The organism is Dyella japonica A8, assembly GCF_000725385.1.
GTDB classification, from domain to species: domain Bacteria; phylum Pseudomonadota; class Gammaproteobacteria; order Xanthomonadales; family Rhodanobacteraceae; genus Dyella; species Dyella japonica_C.
In genome coordinates, this window is record NZ_CP008884.1 from 3,446,991 (window position 1) to 3,465,629 (window position 18,639).

Sequence of the window (18,639 nt, forward strand, 5' to 3'; positions counted from 1 at the left end):
CCCAGCCTTCGCTGGGGTGACGGCTCTTATGTGGCATGGAGGCTAGGTTGCCAGCACCTGCCTGCGGGCGTTCTGCGCCGCGAAGCTAGTCCCTGCCCGGCGCGCCGGGATGGCGGATAGAAATGTTCCCGGGAGGACTCAACACCACACCCACCCCTCAAGGCCACAACCATTCATGGCTGTTCCCTGCACTCTTCCGCGGAGGAGCAAGAAGCGGTGCGGCACGACTGGTAAGCGCAAGGCAGTACAACACTCCACCAGAACTACTTGTCAGACACCGACGTGACCACCCCGACAGACGACAACGGCGAATCCCCGAACATCACATCCATTCCCCGCCTCACCCCCACCCGCGGTTCCCACCCCAACACATCCCGTGCCACCCGCTGATCAAAATTCGCCAACGGCCGCAACGAACGCACGCGATACCGCGTCAACGGCACATTCCTCCGCAACACCTTGCCAAGCCCCTCCACCCCAAACGCCAGCACCAGCAGCAACCACGTTGGCCACCGCATCAAGCGCAATTCACTCCCCCGCTTGCGTCGCACACGATCGAGGTATTCACCTTGCGTCACCACCGCCGGGTCCACCACGTGCACCAGCTCTCCCTCCGCATCGGCGGACTGCGCCGCCAGCAGCAGTGCATCGACCACGTCGTCCACATACACCAGCGGCAAACTCTGCGCCGGCGAGCCGACGGCGATCCAGCGGCCCGCGATACCCAGCGTGCCGTTCGGCGTGGTGTGCTCCGAATCCGGGCCGATGATCTGCCCCGGCCGAATCACCACTGCCGGCAACCCGTGCTCGCGCATGGCATCGCGCACATAGGTTTCGGCCGCCAGCTTGGTCTGCGTGTAACTGCCCCGCCACTCCGGATGTGGCTCCAGCGGCGACGATTCGTCGATGGTCACGGCAGGATCCCGTCCGGCGTGATCGAGCACGCTCATCGAGCTCACGTAGACCAGCCTGTCCGTTCCATGGCGAAGGCACGCATCCACTACGTTACGCGTGCCCCACGCCGTGCCGGCCTCGAATTCGCGCGGGCCACCACCCATCGCCGCACCCACGTGGTAAACCACACGCGCGCCTTGCACGGCGTGGTCGACGATGCGCGGATCGCCCAGGTCGCCCACCACCACCTGCTGCACCATGGCGGCGAGACGCGTGTCCTCCCGGCGCACCAGCACCCGAACGCTCTGGCCGCGTCGGCGCAGGGCACTCACCAGCGTACGACCGAGAAAGCCGGACGCGCCCGTGACCAGGACGTCCACCGGCGCCAGCGCCGCGAAGCGCGCCTCCAGTTCCTGCCGGCGCTCATCGTCGGCACGGCGACACGCCGCTTCCATCAGTGCGATGGGGTGACGGCCGTCCTCGGCACTGACTGGCGGTGCCTTGCCGTCGATCAATGCACGCGCAAATGCCGCTGCACCCGACTGGATGCCGGGCGACGGCCGCAATCGACCCGTGGCAAACCGCAGCACATTCCACGGAATGCGAAAGACATCGCGTACAGCACCCCCAAAGGCCCCTATCACGATGCCAATGAACTTCGGGCCTGGCAGCACGCGCCGCACGTGGCTGACCTGCAGGAAGCGGTCGATCTCGATCACCCCACGCGTGCCCTGCACCACGATGCGGTTCAGCATCGGGCGCACATTCCATGACAGCATCACCCGCCCCGAGCCCCGCGCACAGGTGGCCGATGCCTGCCACTCGTCGAACTTCAGCGTGGTCGAGCGGCCGGTGGAGCGGTAACGGATATCCACCTCGGCGATCTCGCCAAGAAAGGCCTCCAACGTGTACAGGCCATGCACGCCCAGGTCGCGGAACGGATAGGAGCCCTGCGTCACCATGGCGGGCAGCGGTCCGCCGCCATAGGGCGGGTAGTCGGAACTGCGCCACACATCCACGGCGACAAGATCGCCGCAGGCACCCGCATCCACCAGCGCCTGCGCGCGCTCGATCATCGGATCGAACAGATCGGAGTGGTCCACCGACAGCACGAGGCCCTTTTCGCGGGCGCTAGCGATCATCGCGTCGCACTCTGCCACCGAGTCGGCCATCGGCTTCTCGACAAAGACGTGGCAGCCCATGTCGAGGGCGCGCAAGGTCAGCGCGCAGTGGCTGGAAGGCGGTGTCAGCACGTGGATGGCCTGCGGGTGGCGGGCGCCGAGCTCGGCAAGGTCCGACGTCGCGAGCCCGATGCCATACGTCTGCGCCAGCCGGCGCGCCGCCTGTGTGTCGAGATCGCAGATGCCGACAATCTCCACGTCGTCGAGCCGCTTCAGCGCCTCGATGTGGTAACGCGCCACATAGCCCGCGCCGACGATGCCGACGCGCAGCCGCTTGTCCCTGGAAACGCTCATCCCGATACCTGTCGGTCAGCAAGGCCCATATCCGCCGCAGCCAGCGACGCCTCGACTTCGCGCAACACGTCGTCCACCCGGTGATCCCACGTCTGGTCGGCCACGGCGGCCATGCGCTCGGCGGCTCCCTTGCCGGGACCGTCCGCGATCGCCTGGTCGAGGCCGGCGAGAAAATCCTCGCGGCCATCCGCGATACGCACCAGCGACGCGAAGCGTGCGATCTCCGGGTTGCTCACGGCCACAATGGGTTTTCCCGTGGCAAGGTACTCGCGGAGCTTCAGCGGATTGGCGTTCTCCACCTGCCGGTTGCGCCGGTAGGGAATGATGGCGACGTCAAATGCCTTTGCCCACGCCGGCAGGCTGGCGTACGATTGCGCACCAACAAGCACCACGTTCGGCAACGCATCCAGCGCGGGCACCTTGATCGCCGCATAGCCCACGAGCAGGAAGGTCCACCCGGGCCGCGCGCTGGCCAGCCAGGCGATCAGCTCCACGTCGATCCATTCATGGATCGAGCCGAAATAGCCCACCACGGGGCCGCTGAAACCGCCCACCAGTGCCGGCGCCCGGGTCGCCGGGTCGGATGCCAGGGCGAACAGCGTCGCGTCCACGCCATGCGGCGAAAAGCGCGTCTGCGGGTTCTGCGCCTGCTTGCTTGCCAGCAACGCGGGCGGAGCGACGAATACGATGTCCGCTGCCTTGGTAAGCGCCAGGTCGCTGGCGGCAATCACCTGCGCATCCACACCCGGGTGCGCCGCATAGTCGTCGATGCAGTAGTAGACACAGAAGCTTTCGCCCAGCCGCCGTGCCAGGAACCCCGGATGCGGGGTCACGAACCACGAAATGCGCTGTCGCGAGCCAAGCACGCGCATGGCACGCCGCAGCGCCCACTGGCTGAACAGGCGATTGAACAAGGGCACACCCGGCACGCGGCGGAACGGCAACTGCGGCACCGTGCAATGCCAGAGCTGCGCACCCAGCTGCTTCGGTGCGCGAAACGCCTCGCGCAGCTTGCGCCATGCACGATGCAGGTCGCGTCCACTGGCCTGCGGCGCGCGCATGCCCGGGGAATCGACATAGAGCACGGGCATGCGCTCCGCCAGGCGCTGCGCGACGTGATGGCTGCTCGTGCGGTTCTCGGCGAACCAGTCGTTGCCGAAGTAGACGACACCGTACTGCTCTAGCATGCCCCCTCCGGTGCGCGGGACAGATGCGCGATCAGCATGGTCCGTCCCCTGTGCGGTTGATCGAGAGAGGCCGGTGCCGGCCCGTGAAACAGACGACAGCGTGCTGGCGCCCTTCGGACGCCCGCCGTCAACGTCATGAGCCTAGCCCAACGCCCACGGTGCTCCCATCCGTCGAATTGCCAAGGGAAGGCCCGAAAACCCGCTGTTTCCACCCATTGGTGGTGAGAAAACGCGGCCTGCGCGCGACTCATCGGCCGTTCGTCATAGCCTGTCGGTGGCATGCGGCATTGACTATGCGCCCGATGGATATCGGGGCCGCTTGGCGACACAGTGGACACCAAGGGAGCGGCGCGTTTTGCGCCATCACGACCGCCCGCCCACACCCTTTCCGTGCGCTCCGTCGCCATGACACTACGGCCGAAAAAGATGCAACTACTGCGCTGCCTGCCGCGAGGAGTGGTATCCACGAGCGCGTCACGCGCCGAAAAAGCGTTGTACCTGACCTTCGACGACGGCCCGCACCCTGACCACACGCCAGCCCTGCTCGAGCTGTTGCGCGAGTATGGTGTCAAGGCGACATTTTTCCTGATCGGCCGCGAGGCGGAGCGCTACCCACAGCTAGTGGAACGCATCGTTGAAGAAGGTCATCGGCTCGGCAACCACTCGTACAGCCATCCGATGTTCGACGCGCTTACGCATACCGAACAATGGGTGGAGGTGGAGCGCACCGACGAGGTGCTGTCCAGTTTCGACGGCCGCCGTTATCACGTGTTCCGGCCGCCACGCGGTGTGTTTTCGCTGTTGCTGACGCTGCGCTTCGCGTTCACCCGGCGCCAGCTCACGTACTGGTCGTACGACACGCTGGATTACCAGGAACGCGAACCGCATGAACTGGTCGCGCGCCTGCGCAACCAGCCGCCCCGCGCCGGCGACGTGATGCTGATGCACGACGACAGCGACTGTTCACGACGAATGCTTGAGCTGCTGCTTCCCGAGTGGAAGCAGCATGGCTTCACGTTTCGTGCGTTGCCGGCCTGAGCCACCCGCGGCGCACCACGCGGCCTGTGACGCCAAGGCGTCGCGGCCGCCCACAGGGGACATGTGATGAACCAAGTCATTGTCATCGCCTTGCTGGTAGCCGCCGCCCTGCTGGCACTACTGTGCGCCGTCGCATGGATGGCCATCCGCTCGCGCAACATGCAGGTGTGGCTGGGCAGCTATCTCCGGCAGCCCCCGCGCCCGGTGGTCGACGGACCGACCCATGTCATGTTCTGCTTCGTGGACCACTACGAACCCGCATGGGGTCGCGTGGACCTGGAGACCCAGCGGCGCCGCGTGGACCGCTGGCACAAGGATTACCCTGCCATGGCCTCGCGCCACCGCGATGCCGACGGTCGACCGCCGCAGCACACCTTCTTCTATCCGGAGGAGGAATACCTGCCGGAGCACCTGGACAAGATCGCCGGCCTCTGCGCCGATGGCTACGGCGAGATCGAGATCCACCTGCACCACGACAACGACACGCCGGAGAACTTCTGCGCCACCATCTCGCGCTTCAACGAACTGCTGCATGCGCGGCACGGGGCGCTGTCGCGCGATCGCCACACCGGCCAGCTTCGCTTCGGCTTCATCCACGGTAACTGGTCGCTGGACAATTCGCGCGCCGACGGTCGCTGGTGCGGGCTGAACAACGAGCTGATCCTGCTGCGCGAACTCGGCTGCTACGCGGACTTCACCCTGCCCTCCGCCCCCAGCGAAACGCAGACGCGCACCATCAATGCGATCTACTACGCCACCGACGATCCTTGCCATCCGAAATCGCACAACACCGGCACGCCGGTGCGGGTCGATGGCACGCCCACGGGCGACCTGATGATCGTGCAGGGCCCCCTGGGGCTGGACTGGAAGCGCAGGCGCCATGGCGTCATGCCGCGCATCGAGAACTCGGACGTGCGCCACAGCAGCCCGCCCACACCGGAGCGCGTCGACGCGTGGGTGCGCGCCGGCATCCACGTCCAAGGCCGGCCGGACTGGATCTTCATCAAGATCCACACCCACGGCACGCAGGAACGCGACATGGACACCCTGCTCGGCGACCCCATGCATGCCATGCACGACCATCTCGAAAAGACCTACAACGACGGCCGGCGGCACATGCTGCACTACGTCACCGCACGCGAGATGTACAACATCATCAAGGCGGCGGAAGCAGGCATGGAAGGCAACCCGGCACGCTACCGCGACTTTGAGCTGCCACCACCGCCCGGCGTTACCAAATGGACAGCCCAGCTGGCGGCCGCCGACCTGCGTGAGCCCGAGGTCGCCGGCAATCCAGGCGTGGAGTGATGACGATGCACTGGCGAGCCAAAGGCGTGTTGCAGAAGTTGCTGGGCAGTGTTCCCGGAGGGGAGCAGGCGCACTACCTTCTGCAGCGGCGCTTCGGAGGCTTGCGCGGCTTCACGCGTGAGTTCGAGATCAAGATGGATGACTGGCGCCTCATGGCCGGCCATCTGCGCGATGCCGGCCTGCCCATTGCTGGCGCGCGCCTGTTCGAGATCGGCAGCGGCTGGTACCCCACCTTCCCGTTCGCCTGCTACCTCGGTGGCGCCAAGCAGGTCATCACGGTGGACCTTACGCGCCATATCAAGTGGGATCTGGTGCTCAGCTGCGCGGAGCAGCTTGCCCACCACACGGCGCTGATCGCCGAAGCCACCGGCGCGCCGGAGCACGATGTGCTTCAACGTCAGCGAGAGCTGGCCGGGCGCCTGCGACAAGGTGATGACGTCGGCACGGCCACGCAAGGCGTGGTGGTCTACCAGGCGCCGTCGGACGCCTCGCATACCACGCTTCCCGCCCATGAACTTGACTGCGTCTTCTCCAACAGCGTACTCGAACACGTGCTTCCCGACGCCGTGGACGCCATCTTTCGCGAGGCGATGCGCATCCTCGTTCCCGGCGGCATCATGTTCCACTCGGTCAATTGCGGTGATCACTACGCCTACGTCGACCACTCGATCAACCAGCTCAACTACCTCAAGTATTCCGATCGCCAATGGCGCCATTGGGACAACGCGTTCCTCTACCAGAACCGCCTGCGCGCCTACGAGTTCGTGGACCGCGCCGTCGCCGCCGGCTTCGACATCGTGCTGAACACCGAATGTCCCCGTGAAACGCGTCTGGCCCAACTGGCCGCGATGCACGTGCACCCGCAGTTCGCCCACATTCCACCCGAGCGCCTGTGCGTGACTTCCATCGATTTCATCGGACGCACGCACGTGTCCGGAGCCCAGCCATGAACGGCGCCCTGGTCAGCGTGGTGATGCCGGCGTTCAACGCGGCGAAGTACCTGCGGGGCGCCGTGGGATCGGTGCTTTCGCAGACCTGGCCATCGTGGGAGCTGATCATCGTCGATGACTGCTCCACCGACGACACCCCCCACCTGCTCGATGCCCTGGCCGCCGCCGACGAACGCATCCGCGTCATTCACGCCGACCAGAACGGCGGCGTCGCCACCGCCCGCAACACTGCCATCGCCGCCGCCCGCGGCAGCCATATCGCCTTCCTCGACAGTGACGACGGCTGGCATCCGCGCAAGCTGGAATGGCAGCTGGAACACATGGAGGAAACCCACGCACGAGTCTGCTACACCGCCTACGACCGCGTCACCGAAGACGGCCACCTGCTTTCCCGCGTTCGCCCGCCGGCTTGTGTCGACTATGCCCAGATGCTGCGCAGCAACCACATCGGCAACCTCACCGGCCTCTACGACCGCAGCCTCGGCGATGCCACCTTCCCCCACGTCGGCCACGAAGACTACGTGTTCTGGCTGGAAATGGTCCGCCGCGCCGGCCACGCCACCTGCGTCCCCGGCAACCAGCCACTTGCCTATTACTGCGTGCGCGAAGGTTCGGTCTCGGCGGACAAATGGCGCGCCGCCTGCTGGCAATGGCGCATCTACCGCGACATCGCACGCCTGAGCTGGCTGTCGTCGTCACAGCACATGTGCCATTACGCGTGGCAGGCGATGAGGAAGCGGATGGTGTGAATAGAGGAAGCGGAAAGACACCATGCCACCCAACCTACCTCATCGCTGACTGCTTTAAGTCCTCTTGGCATCGATGCGTTGCGGTGTAGCTTCAGTGTGTAGGCGCGGCGCCTGTCGCAATCCGGGCTCCGGAACCATCAGGCTTGTATCCAACGCCATGCAGAGCACCTCGCCGTATCGGCGCCTTGCGGTGTAGCCGCACCGTTCAATAAGGAGATCGTGCGGTGCCGGTTACCGAAACCTTCAAGGCTCATATCCCACACGACGCTACCGGAGCCTCTTAGGCCATTTTCTTTGGGTTACTTTCGACGCGAAGCTAGTCCCCGTGGGATCTTTTGGGCCAGCAAAAGAAAAGTGACTCGGCCTCCGGCAGGAGGTCGAAACGCCCGCCGCGTAGGCGGCACCCCGTTGGGAGCATGGCAACCGAAGGGCCAGGGCCGAGAGCAAAGTCACTGGATCCCTGCCTTCGCAGGGATGACGGCTCTTATGAGGCCGCGAGGCTAGGTTGGCTTTTCACTCCAATCCTCACTCCAATCCTCACTCCAATCATCTCTCCAACCCTCTCCTCAACCCTCTCCCCAAAAAGGGAGAGAAAGCAGATCTCTCAAAACGCGCTGCCCCCTCAGGGCGCCATCCTTTGCACCGGCCCCTGCAACACCCCCAACACCCGCTTCGCCACCCTTCCCAAAGGCCCCAGCTTGTCCGTAATCATGCCCATGAGCCGGCAGTCCTCCTCACTCCAATAGCGCACGAAGAAACTCGCCGGCAAAAACACCGCCGTAAACACCACTCCACCCGTCACAAACGCCAGATGCCCCGGCGTCACCTCTGCCACCAGCCAACCGGCGCCCGTCGCCACCAGCCCCACCACGAACAACCTTGCCATCAACGCTACCGGCAAACCCGCGCTCGCCACGCGCCGGATGTAGATCGTGCAGATCACCAGTTCGGCCAGTCGCGTGCCGGCGTAGCAAAGCACCGCACCGAGCAGGCCAAAGTGGGGAATGAGGCTGAAACCAAGGATCAGGTTGATGACCAGCGCCGAACCTGAAATGCGCAACCGGTCGCCCTGGCGGTCCGTCACCACCTGGAATGCCGCGATGCTGTTGGTCATCAGCAACAGGCCCGCCAGCACCAGGGTGACCTCGATAGCGGGAATCGCAGCCACGTATTTGTTGCCATACATCAGCGTCACCAGGCTGGGCGTGGTGACAAAGCCGAGCCCGGCGATCATCAGGCCGGTGGCCCAGTAGAACCGCGTGGCCTCCGACAACACCCGCGTGGCCTGCGCCTGCCCGCTCTGCCCGAACGCCCGCGCCATGTAGGGCAGCAAGGTGGAGGTCAAACCCACGGAGAACAGCTCCACCGCGCCGCGCGTCAACGTGCCGGCGATGGCGAAGAAGCCCACGGCGGTGGAATTGGCGTAGGTGTTGAGCAGGAACACCTCCACCGTATTGCTCTTCAACGCCAGCAGCAGGATGAGCACGGCCGTGAGCCGCAGGTGGCGGGTCAGCCGCCGAGACATCTCGGGCGGCACTTCGCCTGGGCCGAAGGGCTGGCAATAGCGGCGATAGGCCATGCGATTGATCAGGTTCAACGTGAGACATGAAATGGTGAAGATGCCCACGAAGGCCATCAGCCCTGCATGCAACACCGAGGCAATCACCACCAGCGCCAGCATGATCACGCCGGAGATCACGGTGGCGATCGATACCGGCTCGAACTTTTCCTGCCCCTTGGAAATGGCCACCCACAGGCTGTAGTTCGACTTGGCCACCACACCGATGGCGACCAGCACGGTGATGGGCAGCATGACACTTCCCCACTCCTGCGGCCGGATGATCGCCACGCCCAGGAAGAACAAGGCAATCACGACGGCGCAACTCCACGCCTGGTTGCGCGCCAACCGGAAGGAAATGTGCGAAGCCACGTCCGGCGAACCGGCGCCATAGGCCTCCGCGATGAATTTGGTCGACGACGTGGTCAGCGCGTGGTTGCTGCATGTCATCAGCCAGCCGCACAGCCACACGGTGAATGCGTAGCGGCCGAAATCCGCCGGACCCAGCGCGCGCGCTATCCATACGCTGATGAACAGGCCCAGCGCGTACTCCACATAGGTGGAGGCCGACACCAGCGCCATGCTTCGCAATGCTGCCATCCGACGATTCATCAACACCTTCCCCTGTCCACGTCTGCCCCAATCGTCGGAATCCGCTATGGCGTGGCGTGTGCCGCCAATGGCGATGTCATGCCGCTGCCCGGCGGCTGCTGCAGGAACCACATCGTCACGCCGCTGCCGCGGTTGTTCCAGTTGAACCGCCGCAGCGTCTCGCCGATCTGCCCGCATTCGGTGTTGTAGGACGACGCCAGCGCCTCGAGGCGACGCTTCAGCGCAGCGCTCTGCGTCGGGTCCTGCTCGAAGTAGTAGGCTGCCGCTACCGGCATGGCCAGCTCGACGTTGTGCGCGTCGCTGTACCAGCCGTCGGAGTCCTCGATGTCGGACAGCTTCTTGTGGTTGGCCTGCGAAGAAGCCCAGTACCAGGCGATCTGGCCCTTGGGCCCGGAGCACGGATTGCGCCAGTCGTGCCCCTGCACGATGGTGTTCACATCGACCCAGCCGTAGCGCTCCAGGTAACGGCCGAACGCCGTGATCATCTCGGGAATCCGGCGGTCGCCGGTCACCAGCCAGGTGTGCCACAGGCCGTCGATGATGTTCTCGCTCATCCACGGCGAGGTGCCACGAACGTCCTGTTCCGGATTCCATGCTTCGTCTTCGTGCAGGTTCCAGCTGTTGCGCCAGGAGCCGTCGTTGCCCAGCTTGTCGGGGTTGTTGCGCTGGTGGTCGTACAACCAGTCCACCCGCTCGCGCGCGTTGTCGAGGTAGCGCTTTTCGCCGGTCAGGTCATAGGCGTTGATGGTCGCCAGCAAGCCCAGCCCCGCGAGGCGCTCGGTGAACCGCTGCCCCGCCTCGGTATACGGGCCTGCCTCGCCGCTCCAGCCGTTGTGTTTCCACAGCGTCACCATCTTGTCGACCAGCGCCGCATCGTGCTCGCTGTCGTCGCCGGTCAGCGCGAGCGCCAGCAGGATGGGCTCCACGTAGACATACTTGGAGTCGCACGGTTCCTTGCCGTAGGTCCACCCACCGCCGCAGAAGGGGCTGAACGGCATGCCATCGCGCTTGATGTACTTCATGTAGAAGTGATAGCTCTGGTCCGCCGCCTGCAGGTAGTCGAAGCGACCCGTGCGTATGTATGCCTTGAACAAGGTCGTCGGCCGGTCGAACAGCCAGGCGGTGTGATCGTCCACCGGCAGCTTGCGCGCCCATTCGAACTGGGTGGCCACGTAACCGGCGTAGGCTTCGCCCTTGGTGGCGGGCGTCTGCGGGCCTGCGATCAGCGAGGCACACAGCCATGCCGGCTCAAGCGTCGCCAGCGCGGCCGCGACCCGTACACCGTGGCCATCGGCCCCCAGCTCCTGTGCGTAAGGCCAGCCGGGCATATCCCGGGCACGGGGCTTGCCCACGGCGAAGTAGTAGGTGCCCTCGCCCTTGACCAGGGACGCGTGGAACTGCGCGCGTACCGCGCGGATGCTGCGATCTCGGGCAAACCACAGCAGCGTCGCATCCACGTGCGCGGGGATTTCGTTGCCCTGCGCATCGAGAATGCGCACTAGGTGCGCATCGCGCAGCATGGACGGGGGAAACGGTATGCCTACTGAGACCCGCACGTCCGTGGCATCACCGACGTTCTGGTGCACCACGATGCGCTGCGCGGGCGCGCTGTCCGCGGGGGCCTGTACCTCCTGGCTCCTGGACGCCGCAGCGGGCGCTGCGTTGGGTGCATGGGCGGCCGACCAGGCGGCGAGCGGCACCGACAACAACAGCAGGCCCATCAAGACCCGAAGCCTGCCCGGGCCGCGTCCGTCGCGGGCTCGGGATGCCCCTGGTGGCACTGCCGTCGACATCACGCCACCGACGACAACGGCGCGCGGGCGGCAGCCATCTTGAGCTCCCACGCCAACGCCGTATGCACGATGAAGTCCAGATCGTCGTACTGGGGATGCCAGTCCAGCACCTGCTTGAGCCGGTCGCTACATGCGATGAGCATGGCCAGATCGCCTTCGCGCCGGGGCAGCTCGACGATATTCAGCGGATGCCCGCCTACCCGCGCCACCGAATCGAGCACCTCCCGCACGCTGTAGCCATGGCCGTAGCCGCAGTTGAGCTTGAGCGACTCACCGCCCGCGCGCAAATGGTCCAGCGCGCGCAGGTGCGCCGACGCCAGGTCTTCCACATGGATGTAGTCGCGGATGCCGGTGCCATCGGGCGTGTCGTAATCCGTACCGTAGATGGCCATGGATGTCCGCTTGCCCACCGCGTGCTCGCAGGCCGCCTTGATCAGCAGCGTCGCGAAGGGCGCGGAATGACCGATGCGCCCTTTGGGGTCGCAACCGGCCACGTTGAAGTAGCGCAGGATGACGTGGCGCATGCGGCCGGTGGCGCAGTAGTCGCACAACATCATTTCCGACATCAGCTTGGACATGCCGTACGGGTTGGCCGGATGCGTGGGCGTCTCCTCGTCCGCGACGCCCTGCTCTGTCAGGCCATAGACGGCCGCCGTCGACGAGAAGATGAACTTGTCGACGCCCGACTCGGCACAGGCCGCGAGCAGGTTGCGCGTGTTGCAGGTGTTGTTGCCGTAATACTTGAGCGGATCGCTCACCGATTCCGGCACCACCGTGTGCGCCGCGAAATGCATCACCGCGTCGATGCGGTTTGCCTTGAGCACCGACTCCACCAGCGCGGCATCGCCTACGTTGCCCACCACCAGCTCGGCGCCCCTCACGGCCTCGGGGTAGCCGGTGCTGAGATTGTCGATGACCACGACGTGCTCTCCACGCATGGCCAGCTGCTGGACGACATGACTCCCGATGTAACCGGCTCCGCCGGTGACAAGAATGTTGTACATCTTCACGTCCCTGGTCGAGTAACGGGAAAGTGACGGCCCATCCACTGCGTCACGTGGTCAAGCAGGCGCTGGCGATCGCCAGTGAGAACGTAGGTGTGATCCGCGTCCTTGAAGAAACTGGCGCTGATGCCCGGATGGTCGGCCAGCCGGCCGAAGCATTCGCGGAACTGCCGGATATGGTTGAAGTACCGCGACACGCCGCCGCTGTAGACGAAATCCAGCTTGAGTCCGCGCTGCAGCATCTCGGCAAGCTGCTCCCGCACGACCTTGGGCGGCAACGGTTCGACCACGAAGAGTGGTTCGGCTGGTCGCGGCGCGGCCGACGCGCGTCGGCGCGCCAGCAGGCGACGCCATGCCGACGTATCCAGCAGGCGCGGCAGGTAGTGGCGCAGGCGCTGGCCGAGCGTTCGGTGTCCATAGCCGTCGAGGAACAAGGCACCCACGACGCGCGGATCGACGTGCGCGGCCGAGTGCGCGTTCTGCGCCCCCGAGCAGAGCCCGAACAGCACGAAGCGGGTGCAGCCGGATTGCTGCTTGAGCAGCTCCATGGCCTCGCGCACATCGGCCACCACCTGGTCGGGGCGGGACAGGCGCTGCCCACTGGCGCCGCTATCGCCAATGGTGGACAGGTCGAAGCGCAAGGTCGGGTAACCCATCGCATTGAGCCGGCGGCTGAGTTCCACGTGCAGCCGGAACGGCCCGACGCGATACACCATGCCGGCATTGAGGAAAATGACGCCAACACCATGATCGATGACGGCAGGAAGGCCTACCACGCCGACCAGGTGCCGTGCCTTGCCGAAGCGGAACGCCTGCTCGTGCATCACGCCATCTCCTTCAGCAGGCGCTTCGCCGCGTCGAGCAGCGGATGCGAGAGGATCGCCAGTTCCAGGCAATCGATGTCGTCCCAGCGCGGCGACACGTCCACGCAGATCCGCCGGCCGGCATGGCCCTCATCCGGCCGCGATGCTTCGTCGGTCAACGCGGACGACAGCCACGCCGAAGCCATGCCCGGGTCGATCAGGCGCAGCCCTTCCAGCTGTTCGTGCAGCCGCTCGTTCCGTTCGAACCCGGGCCACTGCGTACTGACATCCAGTTCCGGACGTGCATGCTCGAAACGGTTCAGATCGACCTTGAGTGCGTCCTGCATGCGGTCGTACTGCCGCACGAGCGCATCACCATCGGTAATGGCGTCCCAGGCCACCACGCCGTCCAGCCGCGCCGACGCCGACGCAGCCAGCGCCGCGTTGGCGCCCAGTCGTGCGCCGAACGCCAGTACCCGGCTGCCACCGTGGCGCGTGCGCAATTCGGCCGCGGCCGTCGCGACATCGGCCAGGCAGCGCGGCCACGCCAGCTCGCGGCTCTCGCCCGCCGAATCGCCCGTGCCGAAATAATCGAAGCGCAGCACCGGCAAGCCGCTTTCCGCCAGCCCGTGGGCCAGCTGCCGGTACAGGCGATGGCAACGGATCTGCTCCACGCCCAGCGGCGGGCACAGCAGCACCGCCGCGCCGGCAACGGCAGCAGCGGGATGATAAAAGCCGAACAGCTCCCGGCCTGGCCCGAAGTAGAACGGCAACTCGGCGTCGATGCGCGATTTCATCGGCGATACACCACGCCGACGATGAACTCGTTCTCGTGGTAGCTCTGCAACGCCGCGTTGCTGGCGCGGATCTGCCGGGTGTAGCCGGCCCGCCAGCTCCAGTGCGGCGTAAACTCATGACTGATCGCAACGCCAAAGCGCGTGGTCTTGTCCGTGCGGCTCAGCGAGGTGTACTCGTTGTGTTCGTAATTGCCGAACCCCGTCAGGATCAGATTGGGCCGCAGCTTGTACTCGACGCTGAAGGCAGCACTCTTCTCGTTCTGGTCGAAGGTCGGGTTGTTGAGGTAGGACAGCTTGCGATACAGCGGTGACACGGTGACCGACCAACGGTCGCTGCGATAGCTGTAGGTGCCCTGCACGCTGCGATCCAGGTACACCTGCGAATCCACCACCACGGTGCCGGTATTGATGCCACGGGCCGGATCATTGATCAGGTCCAGCGGGTTGCTGGACACGTTGGTCATGCTGTCCACGATGGTCTGGCCGGGCTGCAGCAGCATGTCCTGCGCCGCATCCGAGTACTCGTAGGTGCCAGTCACGCTGAAGCTGTTGTCAATGCTGGGGCGCCAGCCCAGCGTTACCTTCGCCATCGGCTTGGAGGCGCTCGGCGCGTTCTTGAAATCGACGTAGGCCCAACCCACCAGGGCATCCACGTCGAAATTCTTCAGCGTGTGCACGTAATGGCCGTACAGCTCGTCGCGAGTGTAGTTCGGCCCGGCCGTGCTGTTCTTCAGGTTCACATGCTCCGATTCCAGGTTCAGCGATACCTGTGTGGTCGGGTTGAGGTCGCGGATGACGCGGAACGCGCCCAGCCCGCGGGACGAATCAAAGTCGTCCACCTTGGAGGCGTAGCTGTTGATGTACTTCAGCTCGGCCTGGCCACGCGTGGCAGCGTTGAAGTTGAAGTGAAAGATGGGTCCCAGCGACAGCACGTTGGTCTGCTGCAGGTTATTGGGCGCATTGCTGGCCAGCGTATCCACCGGCTGCACGCCGGCGTCGTCCTCGATGGCGAAATCCAGTCGCTGCGGAATCGCCGACCAGTTGGCCTGCGCGCTGAGCGTGCCCAGCGTCTGGCTGTCGAACTGGCTGTTGCTGTAATCGAGGTATTCCGCTGTGCCGACCACGTTCGCCTGGATGGTGGAACCCAGTTGTCGGTACGCGAAGTTGATGCCCGGGACGATGACATTGCTGCTGGCCGGGCTGTCGGTGGACAACGCGATGTTGTCGCTGTGTTCCACGCTGACAAACGCCGAATAGGCGAAGTCGCCGGCCCATGAACAGCCGGGAACCACGACCAGCGCGAGCATGGTGGCGCGGGCGAGCCTGTTGTATGCCGGCATATCCTTTCCTCTGACCTTTTCCCCTCGGGATGCCGCCGCTCCCTACGCCGGCATCTCCTTCCCTATCCGTCTAGGGCGCCTGGTTGAACACCACTCCTGCGAGCTTGTTCGGCTCGAAATGACTCAGTGCCTGGCTGATCGCGCCAGGCGTGTCCTTGCCGTAGCCGGCCACAACGACCACGAAGTCGGCGAGGTCCGCGAGAATGCGTGCGTCGGGCGCGCCCTTGATCGCGGGCCCGTCCAGGAACAGATAGCGATCCGCGTACCGCGAGCGCAGCGAGTCGATCACCGCGCGCATGCGGTGGGACGTGAAGTATTCGCTGCCGCTCTCGCGCGACTTGCCCGCGGGAATCAGCCGCAGATGCGGCACGCCGGTGTGGTAGATGATCGATTCGATGCCGATGGCCGGATGGTCCATCAGGTCGATCAGGCCACCATGGGTCGGTTCCACGCCCATCACCTTGTGCTGGTTCGGATAGCGCACATTGCAATCGATCAGCAGGCTGGTCTTGGCCTCGTCGAAAGCGAACGCGGCGGCAAGGTTGCGCGCCACGAAGCTGCTGCCCGAATGCGGACTCACGGCCACCACCAGCGTCACGAAATTCTCGTGGCCACCCATGGCGAGCAGGCGCGTGCGGATCTCGCGGAAGGCATCGGACTGCTGCCGCACCGATTCCTCGCGATGGATCATCCGGCGCTGTTCCAACTGGATAGGCGCCAGAGCGCCACCCTGCTCGTGCATGCGCGCGATGGACTGGCTGGACGATTTGCGCAGCTCAAGATTGTGCGCAGCCGTCTGCAGCACCTCGCTGATCCGATCGGACATGTTGTCGCCCTCAAGATTCTTCATGGTCATCCCTTCAGCCGGATCCACACGGCAACGAGGTAGACGGCGATGACACCCAGCACGATGAGCGCAACAGTCATGTTCCGCATGCGGTCGCGACGGCGATCACCCGGCGTGGGATAGAACGGGATGGCGGCCAGCATCGGGGCGCCAATGGCCTGTTCGAGCTGCCATACCGAGCGCACGCGCGGGTCGAACCAGACCAGCGCGAACAGCAGGCCCAGCGGAAGAACGATGGCCAGCGCCCCGCCGGCGAGGCCAAAGTGCATGAAGCGCAGGCCCGAGGGTGTCAGTGGCATGACGGCCGGGTTCTGCACCAGGAAGGTCAGGCCGCGCTGTTCGGCATCGAGGTTCATCGACACTCGGGCGTTCTCGCGGCGCTTGAGCAGATCCTGGTAGACGTCGCGATTGACGTTGTAGTCGCGGGTCAGTTCAGCCGTGACGTTTTCCGAACTGGCGATGCGGGCGCTGCGCTGCAGTTCGGCCTGCAACATCGATTCGCTCGCCCCCATGCGTGCCGACGCCGCCGCGCTCGCCGCGCGGGCGGAGGCCAGCTGCGTCTTGATCTGCTGGTACGCCGGGTTGAACGTCACGTTGCTGTCCAGCGCGACGGGTGTACCGGCCGCCTGCGCTGCCTGCCGGCGCTCTTCCGCGCTGACGAGCTGCTTCTTGAGGTCATCGATCTGGTGGCGGACGCGCACCACGTCGGGATACGAATCGGTATAGGTCAGCAGCAGCTTGTTGAGCTGCGCCTGCAGTTCGCCCAATTGCGCCTGTATCACGCCATCGGCCGTTTGCACCGTGTTCACTTCGGACTCGCCGCTGAGTTGCGAGGCGAGCGAACCTTCCTGTGAACGGCGCTCCATCATGTCCATGCGTGCCGACTCGATCTGCGTGCGCAGCTGGCTGATGCGTGCCGCCGTATCGGCCTCGCTGCCAGGGCGCGCATCGGGGTTGGCGTCGCGATAGGCCTTCAGCTTGTCTTCGGCGTCGGTGAGCTTCTTGCGGTACGCCTCGACCTGGCTGTTGATGAACTCGTAAGCCTCTCGGCTCTCCCGTTGCTTGGATGCCAGGCTTTCGCTGATGAACAACTGCGCGAAGGCGCGGGCGACCTCATACGTGCGCCGGGCGCTGTTGTCGCTATAGGTGATGGTGATCAGGTTGTCGTGCGTGATCTGCACCTGCGTGCGCGACTTGATGCCCTCGGCGATGCGGTCCTGCTCCACCGGCGTCGGGTTGTTGGCCATCCAGCCACCGGCCTCGAGGATCCGCGTCATCACCTTGCGGCTGAAGATCACGTCACGCGCCATGTTGGCGCGGTTCTTGTTCGCCGTCGGCGCGGCGGCGCCTTCCATCAGCGGCGTGATAATGCTGCTTTCCTGCGCAAGAATCGTGGTGGACGCGACGTACTTGCGCGGCCACAGCATGCCCGCCGTCAAGGCAGCCAGTGCGATCACCGCAAACGCAACGCCCAGCGCCAGGCGTCGGCGGCGTGCCTCGATGACCAGCGCCGGCACCAGGCTTGCCATTGGCCTGAGTTCCCCGCTCATGGCAACGTCCTCCCTCTCCCTTACGCGCGGTCTTAGAACGACCGCATCGGCACGGTGACGACATCCCCCGGCTGCACCGGGTAGTTGGTGTCGAGGTCACCCTTCTGCAGCACCTTGTCCAGGCGCACGGCATAGGGCGTGGTCACGCCGTTCCGCCCCTCGCGGAACAACTCGGTGCGGTCGGGTGCCGCAAATTCCGTGGTACCGCCCGCCGCCAGCACGGCATCTAGCACGGTCATGCCCTGGCGATAGGGGATCGATACCGGCTGGCGCACAGCGCCCGTCACCCGCACGCGCGACAGGTATTCGTGGCTGCGCAGCTCGGTGAGGATCACCGCCACCTGCGGATCGCGCACGTACGACGCCAGCTTTTCCTTGATCGCCGCGGCGACTTCTTCCGGCGTCTTGCCGCCGGCCATCACGTCGCCGATCAGCGGCACGGTGATCTTGCCGTCCGGCCGCACGGGCACGCTCACACTGAGGTCCGGGTTCTGCCAGACCGTTACCTGCAGCTGGTCATCGACACCGATCCGGTAGGTGGTGACCGCCTGCGCGGCCGGATCGACCGTAGGCGCATCGGTGGAACCACCCGTGGCACAGCCCGACAGCAATGCCGTAACGCCCATGGCAAACAACACGGAAAGAACTTTCATGGTGGAGTCCCCCTGCGCACAAAGTGTGAACTTCGTCACGGTCGAGTATATCTACGGCCCAGGAAAACTTGACAAACCATA

15 protein-coding genes are annotated in these 18,639 nt (G+C 65.1%); 4 read left to right on the forward strand and 11 right to left on the reverse strand.

Annotated elements, in window-relative coordinates:
• Positions 1-263: 263 nt before the first annotated feature.
• Together HY57_RS14405 and HY57_RS14410 are read right to left on the reverse strand one after the other, a co-directional pair.
• Positions 264-2,369, reverse strand: a complete 2,106-nt coding sequence (locus HY57_RS14405) for an NAD-dependent epimerase/dehydratase family protein (RefSeq protein ID WP_019463644.1) — start codon at positions 2,367-2,369, stop codon at positions 264-266.
• Positions 2,366-3,556, reverse strand: a complete 1,191-nt coding sequence (locus HY57_RS14410) for a glycosyltransferase (protein WP_019463645.1) — start codon at positions 3,554-3,556, stop codon at positions 2,366-2,368. Before HY57_RS14410 ends, HY57_RS14405 begins: the two co-directional genes overlap by 4 nt.
• Positions 3,557-3,982: 426 nt before the next feature.
• Here HY57_RS14410 and HY57_RS14415 point away from each other — a divergent pair, with 426 nt between their 5' ends.
• From HY57_RS14415 to HY57_RS14430, 4 genes are all read left to right on the forward strand, one after another.
• The gene (locus HY57_RS14415; protein ID WP_237717939.1) at positions 3,983-4,594 is read left to right on the forward strand and encodes a polysaccharide deacetylase family protein; all 612 of its coding nucleotides are present in this window, start codon (positions 3,983-3,985) and stop codon (positions 4,592-4,594) included.
• A gap of 66 nt (positions 4,595-4,660) precedes the next feature.
• Entirely contained in the window at positions 4,661-5,902 is a 1,242-nt protein-coding gene (locus tag HY57_RS14420; protein WP_019463647.1) for a hypothetical protein, read from the forward strand.
• 5 nt (positions 5,903-5,907) lie between these two features.
• Positions 5,908-6,852, forward strand: a complete 945-nt coding sequence (locus HY57_RS14425) for a methyltransferase domain-containing protein (protein ID WP_157786169.1) — start codon at positions 5,908-5,910, stop codon at positions 6,850-6,852.
• Positions 6,849-7,601, forward strand: coding sequence for a glycosyltransferase family 2 protein (locus HY57_RS14430; protein ID WP_019463649.1), 753 nt, complete (start codon positions 6,849-6,851; stop codon positions 7,599-7,601). The genes HY57_RS14425 and HY57_RS14430 overlap by 4 nt, the downstream gene beginning before the upstream one ends.
• 622 nt (positions 7,602-8,223) lie before the next feature.
• Here the strand turns inward: HY57_RS14430 and HY57_RS14435 are convergent.
• The 9 genes from HY57_RS14435 to HY57_RS14475 form a co-directional block, all read right to left on the reverse strand.
• Complete coding sequence (locus tag HY57_RS14435) at positions 8,224-9,771, reverse strand: oligosaccharide flippase family protein (protein WP_081500586.1); 1,548 nt, start codon at positions 9,769-9,771, stop codon at positions 8,224-8,226.
• A gap of 44 nt (positions 9,772-9,815) precedes the next feature.
• Positions 9,816-11,492 carry a hypothetical protein gene (locus tag HY57_RS14440; RefSeq protein WP_019464274.1) on the reverse strand — a complete coding sequence of 559 codons (1,677 nt, stop codon included), beginning with the start codon at positions 11,490-11,492 and terminating at the stop codon, positions 9,816-9,818.
• A gap of 71 nt (positions 11,493-11,563) precedes the next feature.
• Positions 11,564-12,568, reverse strand: coding sequence for a UDP-glucose 4-epimerase GalE (galE, locus tag HY57_RS14445; RefSeq protein WP_038579886.1), 1,005 nt, complete (start codon positions 12,566-12,568; stop codon positions 11,564-11,566).
• A gap of 2 nt (positions 12,569-12,570) precedes the next feature.
• On the reverse strand, positions 12,571-13,392 hold the full coding sequence (locus tag HY57_RS14450) for a hypothetical protein (protein WP_019464276.1): 822 nt from the start codon (positions 13,390-13,392) through the stop codon (positions 12,571-12,573).
• The gene (locus tag HY57_RS20955; protein ID WP_019464277.1) at positions 13,392-14,168 is read right to left on the reverse strand and encodes a serine aminopeptidase domain-containing protein; all 777 of its coding nucleotides are present in this window, start codon (positions 14,166-14,168) and stop codon (positions 13,392-13,394) included. Before HY57_RS20955 ends, HY57_RS14450 begins: the two co-directional genes overlap by 1 nt.
• The gene (locus HY57_RS14460; RefSeq protein WP_019464278.1) at positions 14,165-15,508 is read right to left on the reverse strand and encodes an outer membrane beta-barrel protein; all 1,344 of its coding nucleotides are present in this window, start codon (positions 15,506-15,508) and stop codon (positions 14,165-14,167) included. The genes HY57_RS20955 and HY57_RS14460 overlap by 4 nt, the downstream gene beginning before the upstream one ends.
• Before the next feature lie 70 nt (positions 15,509-15,578).
• On the reverse strand, positions 15,579-16,358 hold the full coding sequence (locus HY57_RS14465) for a polysaccharide biosynthesis protein (RefSeq protein ID WP_192813437.1): 780 nt from the start codon (positions 16,356-16,358) through the stop codon (positions 15,579-15,581).
• Positions 16,359-16,360: 2 nt separating this feature from the next.
• The gene (locus tag HY57_RS14470; RefSeq protein WP_026033759.1) at positions 16,361-17,905 is read right to left on the reverse strand and encodes an XrtA system polysaccharide chain length determinant; all 1,545 of its coding nucleotides are present in this window, start codon (positions 17,903-17,905) and stop codon (positions 16,361-16,363) included.
• Between the two features lie 32 nt (positions 17,906-17,937).
• Positions 17,938-18,558 (reverse strand): XrtA/PEP-CTERM system exopolysaccharide export protein, encoded by a 621-nt coding sequence (locus HY57_RS14475; protein ID WP_026033760.1) that lies wholly within the window; start codon positions 18,556-18,558, stop codon positions 17,938-17,940.
• Positions 18,559-18,639: the final 81 nt, after the last annotated feature.